This window comes from Pedobacter cryoconitis (assembly GCF_003259615.1).
Classification (GTDB): domain Bacteria; phylum Bacteroidota; class Bacteroidia; order Sphingobacteriales; family Sphingobacteriaceae; genus Pedobacter; species Pedobacter cryoconitis.
Window position 1 is genome coordinate 14805 of sequence record NZ_QLLR01000039.1, and the last position, 20183, is coordinate 34987.

The window sequence follows — 20183 nt, forward strand, 5'->3', positions numbered from 1 at the left end:
GTTCTACAACCTTATAGCTGGCAGTTAAATAACCGCCTGTAGCTATTATTTTTTCAAAAGTAAGTTCCGATAATATGTTAAGCGATTGTCCTTGTAAATTTCCTGCGATAGACACTGGAAATTTGTAATATCTAAACTCCAGCCTACCTCAATGTTAAACGGTTTGTTTTGCCCTTTCATTATCATGACATTACAAAACATGATCAGCAAAACAAATAATACTCTTCTGATAATAATATCCGATGCTCTTATTATTCCCACTGATCTCATTTAAATTTCTGTATAAAAGAAAAGTAGCGAGAATTTCCGCTACTTTTCTTTGTTATGTGGTTTATAAAATTAAAAATTATTAGGGATTTGTCCACCTTGTGGCGGGTTGGGATTTCCATTATTTAATGATGCTTGAAATTGTAATCTTTCTTGAGGTGTTGCAATGGTATTATCAGTTTTATAAACCGTAGCATCTAATTCTCTATATACATCTGAACGAGCGATATATGGGATATGATATTGGTTTAACCAAAGTCTATCCAAATCGGAAAGCGTGGAACCTTGAGTAATTTCAGTATTATCTTTTTTGGTGTACATTGGTTGATTTACATCATTAACTACAGATGAAGAGCTCGTCAGAGACGAGTACCCCATGACAGAATTGAAATCATAATTACCAAAATAAGAATAATTGCTTGATATTTTTTGGAATTGGCTGGTACCTTGTGGATTTTTTAAATTCGAAAAGTTGATATTCACGTAATTGTCTCTATCAGGTCTATTCTGCTCATGCATCATACCGATTGCGTGGCAAAGTTCATGAATTATTACTCCATAATCGCTTCTTTCATATGTTTCGCGGGGATTATAGGTGTAAAATACAGCGAAATCAGCCAGATTAATTGTTTGTTTCCCGCCAGCTGGATTACGACCTATTATAGACGACTCACTTACATCAGAACTTGTGCCTAAATAGTTAATCTCTATATACGGGTATGCAAATCCGTACGTTGGATCTACCGTTGGCTGACCGGTAGCATTATAAAATCTAACGTTGGATTTAGATTGAATTTCTAACAATGCTTGTTTTATGTGTGCTTTAACGATTGCAGATTTAGGATTATTTGTAACACTACTACCATAAGTAAATCGAACCATTGCCCAAAGTCTATACGGGTCACCGTTAATGCCTAAATTTCTTGGTACTGTACCATCAGCCAGATTAATCGGAAGATTTGTTATCGGATTAAGTGACATTTCGGGACCGGTGATCTTCTTACCACCTTCCGTTTCAAAACTGCCTTTTTCATCCAAAAGTTTTAGCTGCGCTGGCGTGAGTTGCATGTCTCCATCCAGAAAATAATCATTCCCGCGCCTTCCAACAATAATTCCAGACTTTAAAGTCACGAAATTAGAATTACTTTTTGCATTATCTGACGCACCCTCACTGCTACGATCCTTTTTACAAGAGACTGATGCAATGCAAAAAAATAGTTAATAAAATAAAAATGTACTTTTTCATGAGAGAGAATTTAAGAGTATAGATGAAAAATTAATTGCTTTTTTCTTTAGACAGAACTTCTATTAGTTGATAATTTTCGGAATGACCATCTGCTGGTGGAGATACTAAATGTGTGACTTGAACCTTTAAAGAATATTTATAACCCTCTTCATAGGTAAATCCCACTATTCTTTCCTTATAAATTAGAACGGTATCCGCATTACCTTTTTCAGTCACCTTCAACATGGGCAACGCTCCTTCAGTCGGGGAAGCCGGAGGGGGGGGGCCGGAGTATGCTAATGTTGGCGCAACATTAAAAATCGCAATTCTTGTTGTATCAGTATCTTTTTTACAGCTAATTAAAACTGTTAAGAAAATTGAAATTAGAAATATCAGACAGCATTTCTGTAAATTTTTTTTCATTTTTTGAGTTTTTAGTAAATGATATAATAAAGTTATTAATATTCTCAATAATGGTAATATTTTAATTGTAACTATTCTATTACATTAGAACGTCAATTGCCAGCTCACTCCTTGCAATTTGCATATTTCTCCCAATTGCGGGAAAAATGTATAACTTTAAGGTAATTTGATCTAGATAACTATGTCAATCGAGCATGATACTGATTTTTCAAAAGCCAGCTTCAAAGATTTTGAAGCTATATCAAATTTAAACGCTTTTGAAAGAGCCGGGGTTTTTCGTAATTTTACGTACTACATGGAAGAACATGGTCAGATGAATTACCGATTTGTGACCACGGGAGGTTGTGGCCCTGAAATATGGGTACAATCACCATTTAATGAAAAACCCCTACGTTGTGTGAGTCAGGTGATTAATTATTATCTTAACTTTACAAAACATCCAAAAGTCAAAGCTGCTGCAATTGCAGGCATAGAAAAATATGGTACCGGTGCAGGTGAGTCACCCCTTATTGGCAGGGCACCACGAGTATCATGTCATGCTGTAAGAGAAACTATCGAATTTTTTACCGCTCGTCAGGTTCATCTACCATTTACACCACCGGTTATATTTCAAACAGCGCTACATTGCTGGCGTTACTCAAACCGCAAGATTGTGCGATAGTCGATATGGCGGTACATGCCAGTGTATATGAAGGGTTATATGAAACTAATGTCAGCCTCTGATCTGTAAGTGTCTTCATTGTCAGTTTCTTATTAGTGATATTTGCTATTTCATGGTAAAATAGAAAAATAAACTTATTGTTAACTATCTTTGCATTTTTGACATTATTCTTAAACGCTCTCCCTAAAAACTCCGGATTATAACCTGAACAGTATTTCTGTATCTGGTATATTCTATTTTCCGGAACATTATAAAATTGAAAATTATGAATATGAATTCATCATCCGGCAATACCAATAAAGAACTATCCTATATCCAGAAGGTCTGGCAGACTGTAGCTATTGTTGCGCTGCTGGTTGTAGTCATACTTATTGCCAGAGTTGCTTTCAATGTATTATTAATGATTTTAGCGGGCGCACTGATTGCCGTTTACTTTCATGGTCTTGGTGATTTGATTGAGCGTAAGACAAAGCTGAACAGAAGGTTGAGTATGATCATATCTGTTGGAGGATCTTTTGTGTTTCTGGGGACGCTGCTATGGTTCATGGGGTCAAAAATGCAGGATCAGATTTCGGTACTTTCAGATTCACTGCCTAATACCATTACAGCAGCAAAGGTTAAAATGGACGAAACCCATACCGGTCGTAAAATACTTACTTATCTTTCTGGTGATAACTCTGAAAAACTATTCTCCACTGCCCAGCAGTTTTTTAGTACCAGTTTTGGCGTAATGGGTAATCTGTATGTGATTATATTACTGGCTATCTTTTTTACTGCAAACCCTTCCGTTTATAAAGATGGAATTATTATGCTGGTACCCCCTAAAAATAAACTACTGGCAAGAGTTGCAATTGACCGCATCAGTACTGCACTTAAAGGTTGGTTAAAAGGTACCATGTTATCTATGGTGCTGATTACATTTATGATTGCAATAGGTTTGACCGTAATGGGAATTCCCGGCGCAATGGTATTGGCAATGTTTACCGGGATGTTAAAACTGATTCCGAATTTTGGTTCTATGGCAGCAATGATTCCAGGTGTTTTGCTGGCACTCACTGTAAGTACCAATACGGCAATTATTGTAGCATTGATTTATGTGATCTCTCAGACTATAGTAAGTAATATCGTTACCCCGTTAATTCAAAAGCGAATGATCAATCTGCCTCCCGCACTTACAATTATCAGTCAGGTTATTATGGGTACCTTATCCGGGGCACTGGGAATTATTCTGGCAGTGCCGCTGCTGGCAATTATAATTATCCTTGTTGATGAATTGTATGTGAAAAAAATGGAAACAGAGCATAGGTAATACTGCACAGAAAAATCAAAACAATATTGGCAGGCTCAACCAAATCGGAAAGCCTGCCATAATTTCTACTCTGCAGCAGCCTGTTCATTTATGAAGCTTTCGGCCACTTCAGTTAATGCTTCATCCGTTGCTTTTTCGTTATCAAGTGTGAATTGCAATAATTCAGCTACTTCCGTATGGTAAGGCTTTAATCAGGTGTTTTTCAGTCCAGTAAATGTCTTTCAGTTCATCTACAAAAAAATCATGAAATTCAGAATTTTCCATCTTACCGGTTTTTCCTGTTGGTTATGAACCTGTTTTTTTTGTAGTTGCTTTAGAGCTTGTTTTGCTGTTATTGCCATAAATATTTGTTTTTAGATTGATGAATTAAAGTTTTTGATAAAGCATTTAGCAGAGCAATAACTACAACCAAAAGCCTATTAGTTTGTTTATTAAATTATAAACATTATTTATTCATGCGTCCAGCTGATACTGACCTGCTGATTTCCGAAAAGCTGGTATTCCACGTTTCCTTTTATCGCAGCTATTTCTTTTAATGGTTCTTTCGCCCCTTTGATAGTTACTTTAAAATCAGGAAGTTTGGAGGTGCTGGTTTTAACGATCATCATCCTGCATGACAGCCGGTCATCACCCAGGGTCGTAAAGTGTATATTCTTTTCACGGATAGCTTTGAACCCTGAAGTAGGATAATCCACATATACCATGAAGTGTTCACCAGGAACCAATAAATAATGTCTCGGCAAGATTCCGAAAGCGTTCCCTGCCCCATAAACTTCCTGTCCTACTGTACCTGATTTTTTCCATCCGTCCTGCAAGTCTTCCAGGGCAATCCATAGTTTTGGGTCTAATTCCCCAACCTTAGGTTTTTCTTCGAGCATATCTTTAGGAAGCATTGTTGGGTAGTAATATACTGCCCGATCAACGAGATAACGGATATATTCCGCAATCAGCAGTTTCAGTGATGGAAGAATTTCTACGCCCTCAGCATGTTTAAGAAAATCATGTAAAGCACAGAATACTTCTTGCTCTTCGTATACAGCAGTATAAGGAGCATCATTTAGTGGGAATAGTGAAAAGAATTTGGGAAAGTTCTTTCCATATCCATAATCACAGTTCCAGATTTGTGTATTTCTAAAAATTGCGGCAAGACATTGATAACTCAGCTCCAGATACAATTCGTTTTTGGTGATCTTGTAAAGACGTAAAAGTGCGCCGGAGGCAAACGCTGTATTATTTGCCTGGTAGAAAATATCGAATCCGTATTCCTGCAGCGTTTGTGCTGCTTTTTCTGATTCTTTTAAATAACGTTTTTCGTTAGTGAGTTCCCATGCCTGGAGCATGACATGCGCATAAAGTCCTGCTACGTCTTTTTCTCCGCCTTTACCATCTGCGGTTTCTGCTTTAATCACTTCAAGCGTATCCATCTTATAAAATACTGGCCAGTGGTAGTTGAAGTGGTGGGCAACTTTAATGGTGAAGTCTAAGGAGTCCAGGAATAGTTTTTCAGCAGTTTTGTCTCCTTTTAGTGCCAGTCTGCTTAAATTAAGCATTGGGTGGTGCAGATACCAGGAGTCCATAACCCCAGGTTTTTTTTGTTCCTCCTCACCTTCAAGCTTATCTTCAGCTGCAGGTAACCACCGGCTGATCACACCAAGCTTGGGATCAAAAAACTCTGGCAGACCTTTCTTGATGGTTTGGATGACCTCAAGGTCAGTTTTACTCCATTCTACATAATCCACCAAAGGTAATAATACTGCAAGTTGTACCATAATTTCCGGTGGTGTTGTATAGTCACTTACGTAAGCATTAAAGTAGTTATGTCCAGCAACCTTACTCCAGCAGCCTGGACTTTCAATCAAATCTTTTAGTCCTTTTTCAAGAATTTCCGGCCAGTTCTGATAGCTCGTCTCTGGTTTGGGAAGCAAGAGGTAAATTCTTGCCATTAAGTTCAGGAACTGGTGATTAGTTTTAAACTGATCACCTGGGATCTGGTCATCAAAGGCTACAAACGCATCATTGATGACAACCTCCTTACCGGCTTTCAATGGCAGATCTTTGCAAGCAGGCAGGGCAAAACCCATTTCCGGCCAGTTGCCACCAACAGTATCAGCACAGGAAGTCTGGGTTTGCTGGCAGTAATCTGAAAGGGCAGTGAGGTTTTGCAGATAAAGGACCGAAGCAGACTTTGGTCTGGTCTGGGTCAGATAGATAAGCCCTGTTCGGGTTCCTTCCTGGCTAAGATGAATTTTTCCGGCAGTGTTCTCTGAATTTCCATTTTTGCTGCTGATCACGATGTCCCTTGGCCAGAATGGGATTAGCAGATCTTTTTTCGGCGTTAAAATGGTTGTGTAATGCAGTACCGGAATGGTTTCCTGCAGATCAATAATAATTTTGACCTGTTGTTTACCAGTTTCACTTTCCAATTCTAGTAAAATACCATTGTTATCCTCAATAGCTTTTTTAATTTCCAGATTTCCTCCGGGACTGAATGCTGTACGAAATTCAGCTCTTCCGCCATTTGGCAGACCGGCCCTGACCCAGATTGAGTCAGTAGTCTGGTAAACTTTAAATTCAAAACTTCCGGCAGTATTGCAATACAATGCCATGTAGGTTTCCGCTAATTCAGAACTTGCGGATAAGGCCCAGGGAGATAATCCATTCATAACAAGCGTGATTTAATGTTTAATTTGATTGGATCAAACAGCGATCTGGCTGGTTTGTTTTGAGGAAACATTTTTTCTGACAAATATTTTTTGTGGTTGAAACACTCGATTAGCTAAATGGATAATTATCAGGACATGCAGATTGATGCAAAGGACTTACCTGTTATATTGCTGATCTGAAAGGCGAAAGATATAAATTGTGCTATCAAAGGAGAGACACCGGTTAGAATACTACTTCGATTTCCTTTACGACATCAAGCATGCTGAGTGATTTATGATGTTTGTTTTTTTAGTTTTTATCAGGCAGCTTGAGTAAATTGCGAATTATTATATACTAAAACAATGTACAATTTTGAAGCGTTTTTCGATTACATTCAAGAAATATCAGGCAAACTGCTTTCAGAAGATGATAAGCATTTGTTGATGGTACATTTCAAACCAAAAAAACTTAGAAAACGTCAATACTTTTTACAGGAAGGAGACGTATGCAGATATATTGGGTTTATTGTAAAAGGATCCGCCAGAACCTTTACCGTAGATGAAAAGGGGCATGAAAATGTATTGAAATTGTCTGTGGAAAATTGGTGGCTGGCTGATTTTGAAAGCTTTTACCTGTTGACACCAAGTCGCTTTAATATTGAGGCGCTGGAGAACCTGGAAGTTCTTCAATCAACCAATGCTCAAATTGAGGAGTTTCTTAAAAATATACCTGCCTTTTCAGCGATGCAGAACGTAATCAGTCAAAATTACACCATTGCAAGCCAGAAAAGAATGCAGGCCGCTTTTAGCTATACGGCTGAAGAGCGTTACGAGGACCTGATTCGCAATTATCCGCATTTTCTAAAACGGTTTCCTCAAAACATGATCGCCTCTTATCTGGGTTTATCCCCGGAAACTTTGAGCAGGATAAGGAAAAACTCTTTTAAATAGATCCTTATTAAAGGGGTAAATTCGGTATCCAAATAAAAAAATGGCACGTTATGTTTTAGCTGGATAGGAACATTCTATAACATGCCCGCAAACCATAAGCTTTAATATAGCTTTTCCACAAGACAGCAGGTTTTTGAATTTCCACCGCAGAAACCCCAATCGATATAACTTTCTAAATGCAAAAAAATTGCTCAATCACGCAAAATATGCCGTTGTGATCTTTTTGGATTTTTGCTTCTTGGTTTTTCCTGGCTGCCTTAAGTTGTTTTTTTACAATTAGTTATCCGATTAACTTGATTTAGGTCACGATAATGAGTTGACCTAAATCAAACTTACTTAATGATTCATGTCAATAAACAGTCCGTTATAAGGCGGCATCTTTGAATATACTTCAGAACAAAAATACACCTGAAGAATATGACATAATAACATATAGAAATCATGAGTAGATTAGAAAACAAAGTAGCGGTAGTTACCGGTGCAGCAAAAGGAATAGGTGCATCTATCGCAAAACACTTCGCGGCAGCAGGTGCAAAAGTAGTTGTAAATTATGCCTCCAGTAGAGAAAGTGCAGATAAGGTGGTTAAGGAGATAACCGACAACGGAGGCTTGGCCATTGCCGTACAAGCGGATGTATCGAATGAGGCCGATGTGATCAGGCTGTTTGAAGAAACCAATACGGCTTTCGGCCCGTTGGATATTTTGGTAAATAACGCGGTGCACCAGGGATACTTACCTGTTGAACAAATATCGGTAGCAGCTTTCCATCAGCATTTCAACGTTAATGTTTTGGGACCCATATTGACTATTCAGGCATCTTTAAAAGCATTTGGTGATAAGGGAGGCAATATCATTAATATCAGTTCAGGTGCGAGCAAATACCCTCTTCCGGGTGCCTCTTTATACTCTGCCACTAAAGCGGCATTAGACGCTATGACGATTGCCTTATCGAAAGAACTGGGTGTAAAGAATGTTCGTATTAATTCTATTTTGCCTGGCGCTACAGCTACAGAAGGAGCAGCTAGTGCAGGTGTAACTACGGGCAGTGAATATGAAAAAATGTTTGTTGCCAAAACACCGCTTGGCCGCAGAGGTCAGCCCGAAGATATTGCGAAAGCTGTTTTATTTCTTGCTTCGGATGATGCAGCCTGGATCACGGGCGAGCAAATTGGCGTTTCGGGTGGTATGTATGGTTTTTAAATCAAATTCATTCTTTAAACACATTTAAGTGGGGCCAGGGGAGTCCGGAATATCCAATATTTACATAAAACGCTCTGATTTCTATTGAAAATCAGAGCGTTTTATTCTTATTTCTTGAACTTTTCATTCAACAAACTATCGTTTAAAACTATATTTTTTGAAGGATCACCCTTATACAATTTGAAATCACCATCCATTATTTTATAGTTCTTTGTTTTTGCATAATTTGTTTGCTGTATTTCTTGAATAGCCTTTGCTGCATCTTTATTGAAAAAAAGCATTTTCAAATTAAGAATCTGCTTCATTTCTATGTTCTTACCTGACGTGGCCGAAATTGACATGCCTTTAGAATAATCAATTTGAATATACCTGTCTTTAGTAGTCCATTCATAAAAAACATCCAGAGTAGTTGCTGGCCTAAAACTTGGCGTGCCATATTGTTTGTCTAATTGTTTAATCAAATCATTGTAAACTGTATCTGATTTAATTTCGGCATTGGCCAAAATAGCCACTGTTTTATTTTTATGTGTTAGAAAAGCTATTCTATTAAAATTTATATGCTGGTAATAAGCTATGCTATCTATTACTTTGCTGTAGTAAGCCTTTCCATAAAATGAATCTTTACCATTCCAGGGATCAAGTTTATGGGCAATAGGGTAATCAAAGAATTCAAAATAACCCTTTTTAACATATTCTTCCTGATCATTCACACTACTATCTATTTTCAATTTTAGAATTTCTAAAGGATTTTCTTTGAAATCAATTTTTTCTAAATTCAAACCCGCTTTATTTTGAAAACCAGCTGAATCCACTTTCTTTTGAGAACAAGAAAATATAAATATACTCAGCAACAAAAAGCAATAATTTTTCATAGTATTTCTGTTTAAAACATAAATTTAAGGTAACAAAAAAAGATTGTAAAAATCTATAATCTTAAACATCTTTAGTTTAAAACTGTTAATCCAATACTTGTTCAATAGCTGTAAGTATTTAATGGTCAAGGTAAGCATAGGTGATTTCAGCTTCCCCGCAATTATTGCTCGGATTGAAGTTAATTGATAACTCACTTTTTGAAGTAACCAGACAGGACTGTATTGCCATGAGTGCTGCAACATTCTGTAAATCAGTTAATATTATATTGTGTGTCTGTAAATAAGCCGATAAATAACAATAAGCCGGTAATTTTAGGCGTTTGATTAATATGTTTTTCGTAAAATTAAAAATTCCCTATGGATTCGAATAATAAAGCAATTTTAGAAAAAGCAAACGCGGCTATAATTGAAGGCGACTATGAAGGATTTCTTTCTTTTTGCACCGAGGATACGAAATGGACATTTGTAGGTGATAAAACACTGTGGGGTAAGAAGGCCGTTCGGGAGTATATGGCAACGGTCTATGTTGAACCGCCAAAGTTTATGGTCGAAAATTTAATTGCCGAAGGTGAGTTCGTTTCGGCAGTTGGTGAAATTAGTATGAAGGACGAAGACGGGAAGATGGTCGTTTACTCTTATTGTGATGTCTGGCGATTTAGCAATGGTAAGATGGCTGAATTAAAGGCTTTCGTCATCGGAACTGAATAAATAAGAAACTAACTAAATTTGATGGGATAGTTATTCACCCTGCTTTAAGTCTATATTGCAGGAACTCAAAACAAAAACCAGCTATGAATATAACGAACAATCAAAATGAAACCTCTGTTTTTCCAATAGGAAATCGTGGATCAGCTGAATGGTTTAGCGGTGAAGTACACGTTCAAGGCTTAGTATCTCCCGAACAAATGGAAGGTTTGTATAATGTGGGACAGGTAACGTTCAGTCCTGGAGGAAGAACACATTGGCATACACATCCCATTGGGCAGGTATTGCTGGTAATTGAAGGCGAAGGCTGGTATCAGGAGCGGGGCGAACCTGCACAGGTACTTACAAAAGGAACAACGATAGCGATCCCAAAAGACGTGGAGCATTGGCACGGAGCTTCTGCTGATAGTAAAATGGTACATATAGCTATTTCAAATATGTTTGAAGGCAGCAATGTAACATGGATGACTCCTGTCACTGATGAAGAGTATGCAGAAGTCAGCAAATAAAGCACACACAGTCAGTTAATTCTGGAAGCCCTGCCTAAAATAAACCAGTGATTGCTATGAAAACAGCTTGTAATAATTGATAATTAAGGGAGACAATGGGGGATGGTATAGTTATAAAACAGTCCCCAAAATTATCCCTTTTTTTTCGGTTTAATCAGGTAAATATATCTTGAACTGGTCGAGTAAATGGCGAAATCTAACCTACTGTTTGTATAGAGGTTTAAATTAAAAGGCGATACAGATGCCCCTTCCCCATGGCTCCGGTAATATCTTGTTTTGTTATCTCCGGAGGTTCCGGTTTCTTTAATAATGCCGTCATATCTCAACTTAAGTATTCCCTTGTTTATAGGCAGGTCAAAAAATACTCTTCCCGCCCATCCGGTTGTGGAGTAGGAGGGAGAGCCACCACCTATAGAATGATCATAACTTAATTTCTCTACCTGCTGAAAATATTTCAGCTTAAAGTTTTGTGCAAATTTGGGGTTCTGGTCATCAGATGTATAATAAAATTCATCACTCAATGTAGCCATCCCCTTAAATTCCGGAACTTTAGCATACTGTTTCATCTTTTTATAAAGGACTTTGTATTGACCGTTTTCCACGAAAAAAATCCTTTGAAGTGACCAATCAGGTTCCCCGTCGCCCGGCTGACTAACTGGTTGATTAAAGGCGTATTTGCCATTTCGTACGATTTCCAGGTATGTTTTTTCAAGCTTTTCCGCAGACCAGCTCAGGTCGCCATTAAGGATTTCTATCTTTTTTTGCTTAAGGTCGCCATTGAGTGGCCATGTAGTATAATAGTAATCTTCCTTATAGGATACATGAACAGGTATAAACCAATAAGCCCGCCTCCCTTGAAAGGGACATACAGACTGTCCAGCACTTCTCCTGATTTGTTAAGTTTATAATGATGGTATCCTGGTTCAGGTTCCTCCTGACTTCGGCAAACCGATAAGATCACCTGATCATTTACAGACCAGCTAACCCTGATTGGACTTGGAGCCATATAATCGTTGCTTTTAGCAAATAATATAGTTTCGTAGTTGTCGTTCTCGTAATTGGAGTTTAACACTTTGTAATCCTTGAATTCTTCAGGTATCTTGGTATCCGTCCATATGGAACTTTCATTTGCGGCATTACCTGGTTTTTTCTTTCCTTGCCCGCAGGCCATAATGCCTGTCATGGTCACAATGATCGTATAATTATGGAAATCGTCACTTGTCTGTTTTTGCATCGGTGATTCATCATAGGTTAAGTCTTGACTTTTAACTCACCTAAAGCTAGGTTAACATTCATTTAATCAGTCGCATCATTAGTATTCGCGGGTATCAGGAAAATAACTGTAGTGTATTGTTTAGTATTCGTCTTCAAGAATCTCTATATAGATTTAACATTACATTTCTAAGGGTTATTTTCTTTTTAAAGTAAAAAAGAACTCAGAACCCTCACCAATTACACTTTCAACCCAGATATTCCCATCATTGGCACTAATAAATTCTTTACAGATAACCAAACCAAGGCTAGTTCCTTTTTCATTATTAGTACCCATAGTACTTATATTATTTACGCTGAATATAGACTCTAAACGTGAAGGCTCTATCCCGATTCCGTTATCCCTGAACTGGCAAATTACCTGATTGTCCTGATAAGCCCGTACCGCTATATAGATAATCCCTCCAGCGGGTGTAAATTTTATTGCATTTGATAAAATATTGCGAACCAGAAAATCCAGATGATCTGCATCACAAAACACACGCAGATCTGGTTCAATTTCCTGTTCAATAGAAATTGATTTCTGGGCGGCCATTTCCTTCAGTAGCAAAATATTACGTTTAATTTTCTTTTCCGGACTGACATCACTCTGATTAATCATGACTCCTTTTAATTGCATTTGTCCCCAGCGCAAAATAAGATTTAACGTATCCGATGTAGCATTACACTGTAATTCCAGTTTACCAAGCATAAGCGACTTTTCCTCGTCAGATAACCAGCCTCTGTTTATCAGTACAAGAAGATTGAGAATTGAAGCCAGCGGAGCTTTAAGATCGTGTCCAAGAATTGAAAATAGCTTGTCTTTTACGTTGTTCGACTGTATAAGATCTGCATTGGCTTTATTCATAAGCCGGTTCAGGTTTCTGACCTTAAAAAAGTAAACACCCAGGACCAGCATAAGGGCTGTAACGCCCGATATGATCCAGAACATAATCTTTTGTTCCAGTGACTGCTCATTGTTTACAAACTTCAGTTGTGCAACTTTGGCCTGAGACTTGGTGAGTTCATATTGCGCCTGCAGATTAGCTATTTTAAGTGATATATCCTTGAAGTAAAAACTGTCAGCGATGCTATATTGCCTGGTTCTTGCCATGTAGGCGGCTTTATAATCTCCGGATTTTTCATAAAGGGCAGCAATATGTGATAGTGCTTCAAGAATCTGTTTATTGGCCTTTTTAGTTTGTCCCACCTTCAGTGCTTGCTGAAGATAGTTCAGTGCTATTGCCCGGTCTGAAGGTGCGTAGCTTTCTGCAAGTGCTATCAGGCTCTGGAACTCACGGATGCTATTGCTGATTTTTCTGGATTTCAATAAGGCTCCTTTCTGAAGTTCAATAGCTTTTGGTATCGCTCCTGACTTTGCATATACCTGGGCAAGCCCGTTGGTCAGGGAAATATTTAATCCCATCATTTCATGATAATCACTTTGGCTGATACCCTTTTCAAAGTAATAAATGGCTTTGGACAGCTCACCGGTTTCCCTGTAGGCAGTTCCAAAGTTCAGACAGGTATTTAACTTCAGGCTTGAAAAGGGAAGTGTGGTACCGATCGATTCAGCACGCTTGTAATAAGAGATTGCACGTTGATAATCATGGCGGAAAGCATACACCTCACCAAGCGTAATGTATGACTCCATAATTCCACTCTTATCCTTGTTTTGCTCACTTATCTTTAATGCCTCAAGAAAATAAGGAATTGCTGTTGCCGAGCTGCCTTTTCTGTTTTCCACAACACCCAGCCGGATATTCTCTTTAATTATTCCTTTATAATTATTCAGGCGTTTGTAGATTTCAAGTGCTTCCAGATAACGTTGTCTGGAGGATACCGCATCCCCGGAATTATCATCAATCATTCCCATCTGGTTGAGCATTCTTGCCATACCTTCTTCATCTTTCGTCTTTTTTGCAAGGTTCATCCCGAGCTTCACAAAAAACAGGGCAGAATCTGGCTTATCATATCGGTAATGAATGATCAGCTTTTCGTACGCGCTGATATCTGGTACGGGAGAACTTGATTTTATGGGTTTTTGAGAACCATAGAGTAGCTGAAAACAGCAAAATAGAAAGAAACAAAGGAGAAACGTACGCAAGATTGACATAACAGGATTACCAGAAAAGGGCAGGCGTCAAAGATAATAGTTTACAGATAAAAGCAACAAAAAAAACCTGGTTCAAAAGCGGAATTCAGCTATACAAATAAACTTAAAATACTATTTTTGTGTAAGTCTGAAAACCGATGAAAAAAATCTTATTAGCCTCCTTGTTATTAATTGCTGGAATTTCTGGATATGCACAAAGCTATCAGCCTGTTACCAGTAAGAATAAAACCTATTTGGCCACAGTTAAAGGACTCAGCTATACTTATAAAGACGGAATTGTTACGCTGAAAAATAACGGTAACTATAATTTAGGTACTGTAAGCATTATAGCCTCTTCTAAAGCAGACAGTACCTTATTCGGGATTGCTTTATTTGAAGATGGGCTGGAAAAAGGAAAAACAGTTAAAGCCGCTGTGTATTTTACTGCCGGCCTTGGAAAAAATACCCATGAAGTTTCCTTAAAAGACATCGATCAAAAGAGTCTGTTATTATCTTTTGATAAAGCAACCAGGGCACAACGTTAATCCACAAAACGTTTGTTAATTGAGAAGCCTTCTTCATTCGACAGTATAGCCGAAAATCAGAAGTAGTGCTACTATATATTTAGCGGAAGTATAATTAAAGTTCATAACCAAACTTAATCAATATGTTATACTTACAGAGATTATTATCTGAAAATATATTTCGGGTAACTTTTGTTTTAATTTTTAAATTTCACAAGAAATTGAATCTTATTCTTTGATAGTAATTGGAATTTTATGCCATTCCTGAAAAAAAGGAATTCAGATTACCCGATATAAAAGTTAATATTGTATCTCAAAAGGATAAAACATGGAAATTACCACTTTAGAAAACATTTCAATTGATAGTATAGTAGAAGTATTAAACCAATCTTTTTCTGATTATATAGTGCCTTTGCAACTCAATTCAGAACAATTGGAATTTAAGATTTTTGCGGAGAACGTAAAGTTGAACTTATCTGTCGGAGTTTTTTCATCTGGTAAATTAATCGGTTTTATGCTTCACGGCCTTAACCAGGTTGATGGGAAATTATCAGCCTACAATGCCGCAACAGGTGTTGTTCCTGGTTATCGCGGGAAAGGTTTGGTTGGTGAAATGTATGCTTTTCTATTGCCTGAATTGAAAGCATTAGGAGTGGAGCAAATGCTGTTAGAAGTGATTGTCGGTAATAATGCCGGTATCCGTGCTTATGAAAAGATGGATTACCAGGTAAACAGAACCCTTGATTGTTTTAATGGGGCGGTTCAAACAGTAGAAAAAGCGCCTGTAGCAGTCATCAGAGATTTAACGCAGTTCGATTGGGACAAGCTGACCTCTTTCTGGACCATCAAACCTTCCTGGCAAAATTCTGTGGCGACACTGGAAAAAAGCAAAGACCGCTGTACTGCAGTAGGAGCTTATCTCAACGAAGAATTAATCGGTTACCTCGTATATAACCCTGTTTCCAGGAAAATACACCAAATTGCTGTTTCAGCTGCACACAGACGCAAAGGCGTAGCTACACAATTAGTCAATAAGATGATTGCTTCGATTGATCCCAAAACATTGTCTATGAACAATGTAGATACGAGTTCACCAGAAACCATTGCATTTTTCAAAAGCCTTGGACTTTCCAATCCGATAGCACAGCTGGAAATGAAAAGGAGATTATAATCTCCCCGAACCAACGAATATTTTAAGAACTGATTGCCAAAGGGAAACGATCCAATAATTCGTCCCTGATGAATACTGCCTGCCAGAAACAGGATAACAGTAAGCTCCCCTGTGGCCAGAAGTATTTATATTTTATACAATCATTTGTTAAAATAGTATTAATATCTGGTTTAATGGAATCCTACTTTTGGGTTCTCTTCGTGTTAAGCTTTTATTAGTAATACGATTACAAAGTATCAAAATAATATCCATCAATTAAACCAAATATATTTCATCCCCATCCTCAATGAATTTAAAATTATTAGACGTTTCCATTTTACTCTGTTATCTCATTTCGATGCTGATGATAGGATGGTATTATCGTAATAAAGCAAGGCAGAATAAGGAAAGTTACTTAATGGGTGGTAAGAAACTCCCATGGTATATGCTGGGATTGAGTGATGCTTCGGATATGTTTGATATTAGCGGGACCATGTGGATGGTGTCTTTATGTTTCGTATACGGCTTTAAAAGTATCTGGATTCCCTGGTTATGGCCCGTTTTTAACCAGGTTTTCAATATGATGTTTCTGGCTAAATGGCTGAGGCGTTCCAATGCAAATACAGGCGCAGAATGGCTGGTTACCCGTTTCGGCTTAAAAGGCAGAGGCGTAAAATCATCACATAATGTCACTGTAGTTTTTGCACTGATCGGTTGTCTCGGTTTCCTTGCCTATGGGTTTATAGGTTTAGGTAAGTTTATTGAAATATTTGTACCCTGGGCAGTTGTAAAAGATTATGTCCCTTTTGATATTGCCCCACAGTACGTTGCACATTTCTACGGGATCATATTTACACTTTTTGCCATGTTTTACTCTATAATCGGCGGGTTGCATAGTATCGTGGTGGGTGATGTTATCAAATATGCAATTATGACTGTAGGCTGTGTTGCCATAGGGATTATTGCCGTGAACCACCTGCATGCAAGCGGAGGTAAAGTAAATGTACCCAACGGATGGACAGATCCCTTTTTTGGCATGAGGCTGGACATGGACTGGTCAGGTATTTTTAAAGACGCAAATCAGAAAATTAAGGACGACGGTTACGGTCTGTTCGGCGTATTCTTTATGATGATGTTATTTAAAGGGATTTTTGCCAGTCTGGCCGGGCCGGCCCCCAATTATGATATGCAAAAGATGTTATCAACAAGATCTCCAAAAGACGCATCCAAGATGACTGGTTTTGTTTCCCTCATACTTTTGCCTGTTCGTTATACCATGATTACCGGTCTTACAGTACTCGGTCTGCTTTATTTTAAACAACTCAATCTTAAGGATGCCGGTACAGGAACAGACTTTGAGAAAATACTCCCTGCGGTCATCAATGGCTTTTTGCCTGTAGGGATTTTAGGATTGGTGCTTACAGGTTTGTTTGGTGCATTTATGGGCACTTTCTCTGGGACGCTGAATGCGGCGCAAGCGTATATCGTGAATGACATCTATCTGAAATATGTAAACCCCGCGGCCTCTACAAAAAAGATTATGGCGATGAATTATATCGTCGGCGTACTGGTTGTGGTAGTCGGTGTTATACTCGGTTTTTTTGCGAAGGATGTAAACAGCATTCTGCAATGGATTGTGGGAGCACTTTACGGAGGATATATCGCCTCTAATGTGCTGAAATGGTATTGGTGGCGCTTTAATGCGAACGGCTTCTTCTGGGGTATGGTTGCCGGTATTGCTGCGGCAATGGTCTTTCCTTTCATTTTTACCGGGTTACCCTTATACAACTGGCCGTGGCTTTTCCTGATCTCTATCAGTGGTTGCGTGATTGGTACTTACAGTGCGCCAGCTACAGATATAGACGTATTAAAGAATTTTTACAAAACAGTGCGTCCATGGGGATTCTGGGCTCCCGTGAAGGAACTTGTGATGTCCGAAGACCCTTCATTTGTACCTAACAAAGGGTTTAAACTTGACATGATGAACGTTGTACTTGGGGTAATCGCGCAACTATGCCTGACTATCCTTCCGATGTACCTTATCCTGTGGATGAAAACACCATTGATCGTTACAGTGATTATCCTTGCGGTGATCATCACTATCCTGAAAAAAACATGGTGGAATAAATTAGAAAATTAAACTATAAATAAGATGAATCCGATATTCAATAATAGGCTGAAGCAGATAATTGAGAAATACGAAAATCTGATTAGCCGTAAAAATGTGGCCTATCCATACGGAAATGGAGTTTTTGAAAGGTATCAATACCCAATAATCACAGCCGAGCATACACCCTACTTTTGGAAATACGATCTGGATACAGCTACCAATCCATATTTGATGGAAAGGTTTGGCATTAATGCCGCCTTTAACTCAGGTGCGCTAAAGGTTGATGGTAAATACCTGCTGGCAGTGAGAGTAGAAGGTAATGATAGAAAGTCATTCTTTGCGATTGCTGAAAGCCCTAATGGAATTGATGAATTTCGTTTCTGGGATGAACCTGTAGTCATTCCTCAGACCAGCGAGCCAGATACGAATGTCTATGATATACGCCTGGTGCAGCATGAAGACGGATGGATTTACGGTTTATTCTGTACGGAACGCCGGGACCCTGCAGCTCCCGAAGGAGATCAGTCGGCCGCAATTGCACAATGTGGTATTGTCAGGACTAAAGATCTGAAGCAATGGGAAAGACTGCCTGACTTGGTCACACCCTCCCCACAACAACGTAATGTTGTACTTCACCCTGAATTTGTAAATGGTAAATACGCTTTTTACACACGTCCGCAAGATAGCTTTATTGAGGCCGGAAAGGGTGGGGGAATTGGTTATGGCTTATCAGATCACATAGAAAATGCAGTGATACAACAGGAAACGGTGATCGATAAAAAGGTTTATCATACCGTATATGAAGCTAAAAATGGCCTGGGCCCGGCACCACTTAAAACTGAAAAGGGCTGGCTTCATCTGGCCCATGGTGTGAGGAATACCGCGGCAGGATTGCGTTATGTGCTGTATCTGTTTATGACAGATCTGAATGAGCTGACCAAAGTAATTTACAAACCGTCCGGTTATTTTCTGGCTCCCGAAAACGAAGAACGCATAGGTGATGTAAGTAATGTGGTTTTTTCAAACGGATGGATTGCTGATGACGATGGCAAAGTCTTCATTTATTATGCCTCATCCGATAGCAGGATGCACGTTGCAGTGTCTTCAATTAATCAGCTCTTAGACTATGTAATCAATACGCCACAAGATAACCTGACTTCAGCAGCTTCAGTACAAACGGTGTTAGGCTTAGTCTCTAAAAATAAACAGGTTATATAAAAATGATGTTCACATTGTAATCAGCCTTAAATTCTTTAGGCGTACATCCTTTTTTACTTTTAAAAGTGCGGTTGAAATTAGCCATATTGTTAAAGCCGCACTTATAAGCTATTTCAGCAACAGAATGTGTCGTGTCAATCAGCATTCTGGAGACATGCCCCAAACGTATCTCGGTTAAACTTTCTATGAAGGTATAACCAGTACGCTTTTTTATAAACCTGCTGAATGAAGCTTCCGGCATGTTTGCGACTTTGGAAACCTCCATTAATGTAATCTGTCTGCTAAAGTTTGCATTCATAAATTCGAATACTTTTTCAATCCTGCGGCTATTGTAATTGAACTGTTCCAGGTTAAAAGTGGAGTCTGATAGCATGCGCATTTCCCTCGAATTGGAAAGCTCATGGAAGATAGAAAACAGCTCCAGTATAGAATCAAAACTGTTCATCTTGTTTAGCGCAATAAGCCTTGGTGCGATGTCCTTAATCGTTTCCGTAGAAAAGAGCACTCCTCGTTTAGCCCCTTCAAACATCTTTCTTATCTGCGTAAGCTGGTTCCTTTTTAAAAATCGGTCGTCCAGCAGATCCTTATGGAATTGTATAGTGACCTCCTGAATCTCTCTGTTCTGGCAATTGTGATTAAACCAGCCATGGGAGAGATTAGAGCCTATAAATACCAGTTCATAGTCTGTAATCACGTCTATATGGTCTCCCACAATGCGTTTTGCCCCTGCCGCATTCAGGATCAGGTTTAATTCCATTTCGTCGTGATTGTGCAAAGGGAAATCAAATTCCTTCTTAATCCGCGAAAACATAGTGAAGCAGTCGTTCTGGGTTAAAGGGGTGATTTCTCTGACAATATCCATTCTCAAATTTACAAATCCCTGAATTAAAGACGCGGTTTATTAAAAATAATACCAGTATTAGTTAAAATAGTATCAGTTAAGATAGGGGTGGGAATACCATTTAACTACAGTAATGTATGTTTAAATGTTAAAATAGTATTAATGTTATGTTGCCTGGAACAATAATTTTGGATAATCAAATATAAATAACCTTTATAACGAATAAATTT

19 protein-coding genes are annotated in these 20183 nt (G+C 38.4%); 10 read left to right on the top strand and 9 right to left on the bottom strand.

Features of this window, described 5'->3' with window-relative positions; genetic code table 11:
* Positions 1-339: 339 nt before the first annotated feature.
* Positions 340-1398 (bottom strand): M12 family metallopeptidase, encoded by a 1059-nt coding sequence (locus LY11_RS23975; RefSeq protein ID WP_146610910.1) that lies wholly within the window; start codon positions 1396-1398, stop codon positions 340-342.
* Positions 1399-1543: 145 nt separating this feature from the next.
* Positions 1544-1915: a DUF4377 domain-containing protein gene (locus tag LY11_RS23980; protein WP_111636144.1), complete on the bottom strand. Its 372-nt coding sequence runs from the start codon at positions 1913-1915 to the stop codon at positions 1544-1546.
* Positions 1916-2096: 181 nt separating this feature from the next.
* Between LY11_RS23980 and LY11_RS23985 the strand changes: the two genes are divergently transcribed.
* Entirely contained in the window at positions 2097-2576 is a 480-nt protein-coding gene (locus tag LY11_RS23985; RefSeq protein WP_211321647.1) for a hypothetical protein, read from the top strand.
* 265 nt (positions 2577-2841) lie between these two features.
* On the top strand, positions 2842-3885 hold the full coding sequence (locus LY11_RS23990) for an AI-2E family transporter (protein ID WP_111636145.1): 1044 nt from the start codon (positions 2842-2844) through the stop codon (positions 3883-3885).
* Positions 3886-3950: 65 nt separating this feature from the next.
* Here LY11_RS23990 and LY11_RS27325 read toward each other — a convergent pair whose 3' ends face one another.
* Positions 3951-4043 carry a hypothetical protein gene (locus LY11_RS27325; RefSeq protein ID WP_394340921.1) on the bottom strand — a complete coding sequence of 31 codons (93 nt, stop codon included), beginning with the start codon at positions 4041-4043 and terminating at the stop codon, positions 3951-3953.
* A gap of 291 nt (positions 4044-4334) precedes the next feature.
* Positions 4335-6548 carry a glycoside hydrolase family 88 protein gene (locus LY11_RS24000; protein WP_111636146.1) on the bottom strand — a complete coding sequence of 738 codons (2214 nt, stop codon included), beginning with the start codon at positions 6546-6548 and terminating at the stop codon, positions 4335-4337.
* A gap of 342 nt (positions 6549-6890) precedes the next feature.
* Between LY11_RS24000 and LY11_RS24005 the strand changes: the two genes are divergently transcribed.
* A complete protein-coding gene (locus LY11_RS24005; RefSeq protein ID WP_111636147.1) occupies positions 6891-7478 on the top strand; it encodes a Crp/Fnr family transcriptional regulator in 588 nt (195 codons plus the stop codon).
* A gap of 441 nt (positions 7479-7919) precedes the next feature.
* Positions 7920-8678: an SDR family NAD(P)-dependent oxidoreductase gene (locus LY11_RS24010; protein ID WP_111636148.1), complete on the top strand. Its 759-nt coding sequence runs from the start codon at positions 7920-7922 to the stop codon at positions 8676-8678.
* A gap of 107 nt (positions 8679-8785) precedes the next feature.
* Here the strand turns inward: LY11_RS24010 and LY11_RS24015 are convergent, their stop codons facing one another.
* Positions 8786-9550 carry a hypothetical protein gene (locus LY11_RS24015; protein WP_111636149.1) on the bottom strand — a complete coding sequence of 255 codons (765 nt, stop codon included), beginning with the start codon at positions 9548-9550 and terminating at the stop codon, positions 8786-8788.
* Between the two features lie 357 nt (positions 9551-9907).
* Here LY11_RS24015 and LY11_RS24025 point away from each other — a divergent pair, with 357 nt between their 5' ends.
* Both LY11_RS24025 and LY11_RS24030 read left to right on the top strand, forming a co-directional pair.
* Positions 9908-10258, top strand: a complete 351-nt coding sequence (locus LY11_RS24025; protein ID WP_111636151.1) for a nuclear transport factor 2 family protein — start codon at positions 9908-9910, stop codon at positions 10256-10258.
* Between the two features lie 83 nt (positions 10259-10341).
* The gene (locus tag LY11_RS24030; RefSeq protein WP_111636152.1) at positions 10342-10764 is read left to right on the top strand and encodes a (R)-mandelonitrile lyase; all 423 of its coding nucleotides are present in this window, start codon (positions 10342-10344) and stop codon (positions 10762-10764) included.
* Positions 10765-10895: 131 nt separating this feature from the next.
* Here LY11_RS24030 and LY11_RS24035 read toward each other — a convergent pair whose 3' ends face one another.
* The 3 genes from LY11_RS24035 to LY11_RS24045 all read right to left on the bottom strand — a co-directional run bounded on the left by LY11_RS24035 (position 10896) and on the right by LY11_RS24045 (position 13948).
* Complete coding sequence (locus LY11_RS24035; RefSeq protein ID WP_111636153.1) at positions 10896-11330, bottom strand: hypothetical protein; 435 nt, start codon at positions 11328-11330, stop codon at positions 10896-10898.
* A gap of 185 nt (positions 11331-11515) precedes the next feature.
* The gene (locus tag LY11_RS24040) at positions 11516-11998 is read right to left on the bottom strand and encodes a hypothetical protein (protein WP_111636154.1); all 483 of its coding nucleotides are present in this window, start codon (positions 11996-11998) and stop codon (positions 11516-11518) included.
* 174 nt (positions 11999-12172) lie between these two features.
* The gene (locus LY11_RS24045) at positions 12173-13948 is read right to left on the bottom strand and encodes an ATP-binding protein (RefSeq protein ID WP_170132764.1); all 1776 of its coding nucleotides are present in this window, start codon (positions 13946-13948) and stop codon (positions 12173-12175) included.
* Positions 13949-14268: 320 nt separating this feature from the next.
* On the opposite strand from LY11_RS24045, the gene LY11_RS24050 reads away from it, so the two are divergent.
* The 4 genes from LY11_RS24050 (at position 14269) to LY11_RS24065 (ending at position 19112) form a co-directional block, all read left to right on the top strand.
* Complete coding sequence (locus LY11_RS24050; protein ID WP_111636156.1) at positions 14269-14655, top strand: hypothetical protein; 387 nt, start codon at positions 14269-14271, stop codon at positions 14653-14655.
* 307 nt (positions 14656-14962) lie between these two features.
* Positions 14963-15805: a GNAT family N-acetyltransferase gene (locus tag LY11_RS24055; protein ID WP_111636157.1), complete on the top strand. Its 843-nt coding sequence runs from the start codon at positions 14963-14965 to the stop codon at positions 15803-15805.
* A 286-nt stretch (positions 15806-16091) separates the two neighbouring features.
* Positions 16092-17924, top strand: a complete 1833-nt coding sequence (locus LY11_RS24060; RefSeq protein WP_111636158.1) for a sodium:solute symporter family protein — start codon at positions 16092-16094, stop codon at positions 17922-17924.
* A 12-nt stretch (positions 17925-17936) separates the two neighbouring features.
* Complete coding sequence (locus LY11_RS24065) at positions 17937-19112, top strand: glycoside hydrolase family 130 protein (protein ID WP_111636159.1); 1176 nt, start codon at positions 17937-17939, stop codon at positions 19110-19112.
* On the opposite strand, the gene LY11_RS24070 is transcribed toward LY11_RS24065, so the two are convergent.
* On the bottom strand, positions 19105-19974 hold the full coding sequence (locus LY11_RS24070) for an AraC family transcriptional regulator (RefSeq protein WP_111636160.1): 870 nt from the start codon (positions 19972-19974) through the stop codon (positions 19105-19107). The genes LY11_RS24065 and LY11_RS24070 overlap by 8 nt on opposite strands.
* Positions 19975-20183 lie beyond the last annotated feature (209 nt).

Coding starts and splice junctions, on each gene's coding strand:
- LY11_RS23980 (WP_111636144.1), bottom strand. CDS start 1,915: ATGAAAAAAAATTTACAGAAATGCTGTCTGATATTTCTAATTTCAATT.
- LY11_RS23985 (WP_211321647.1), top strand. CDS start 2,097: ATGTCAATCGAGCATGATACTGATTTTTCAAAAGCCAGCTTCAAAGAT.
- LY11_RS23990 (WP_111636145.1), top strand. CDS start 2,842: ATGAATATGAATTCATCATCCGGCAATACCAATAAAGAACTATCCTAT.
- LY11_RS24000 (WP_111636146.1), bottom strand. CDS start 6,548: ATGAATGGATTATCTCCCTGGGCCTTATCCGCAAGTTCTGAATTAGCG.
- LY11_RS24005 (WP_111636147.1), top strand. CDS start 6,891: ATGTACAATTTTGAAGCGTTTTTCGATTACATTCAAGAAATATCAGGC.
- LY11_RS24010 (WP_111636148.1), top strand. CDS start 7,920: ATGAGTAGATTAGAAAACAAAGTAGCGGTAGTTACCGGTGCAGCAAAA.
- LY11_RS24015 (WP_111636149.1), bottom strand. CDS start 9,550: ATGAAAAATTATTGCTTTTTGTTGCTGAGTATATTTATATTTTCTTGT.
- LY11_RS24025 (WP_111636151.1), top strand. CDS start 9,908: ATGGATTCGAATAATAAAGCAATTTTAGAAAAAGCAAACGCGGCTATA.
- LY11_RS24030 (WP_111636152.1), top strand. CDS start 10,342: ATGAATATAACGAACAATCAAAATGAAACCTCTGTTTTTCCAATAGGA.
- LY11_RS24035 (WP_111636153.1), bottom strand. CDS start 11,330: ATGAAACAGTATGCTAAAGTTCCGGAATTTAAGGGGATGGCTACATTG.
- LY11_RS24040 (WP_111636154.1), bottom strand. CDS start 11,998: ATGCAAAAACAGACAAGTGACGATTTCCATAATTATACGATCATTGTG.
- LY11_RS24045 (WP_170132764.1), bottom strand. CDS start 13,948: ATGAACCTTGCAAAAAAGACGAAAGATGAAGAAGGTATGGCAAGAATG.
- LY11_RS24050 (WP_111636156.1), top strand. CDS start 14,269: ATGAAAAAAATCTTATTAGCCTCCTTGTTATTAATTGCTGGAATTTCT.
- LY11_RS24055 (WP_111636157.1), top strand. CDS start 14,963: ATGGAAATTACCACTTTAGAAAACATTTCAATTGATAGTATAGTAGAA.
- LY11_RS24060 (WP_111636158.1), top strand. CDS start 16,092: ATGAATTTAAAATTATTAGACGTTTCCATTTTACTCTGTTATCTCATT.
- LY11_RS24065 (WP_111636159.1), top strand. CDS start 17,937: ATGAATCCGATATTCAATAATAGGCTGAAGCAGATAATTGAGAAATAC.
- LY11_RS24070 (WP_111636160.1), bottom strand. CDS start 19,974: ATGGATATTGTCAGAGAAATCACCCCTTTAACCCAGAACGACTGCTTC.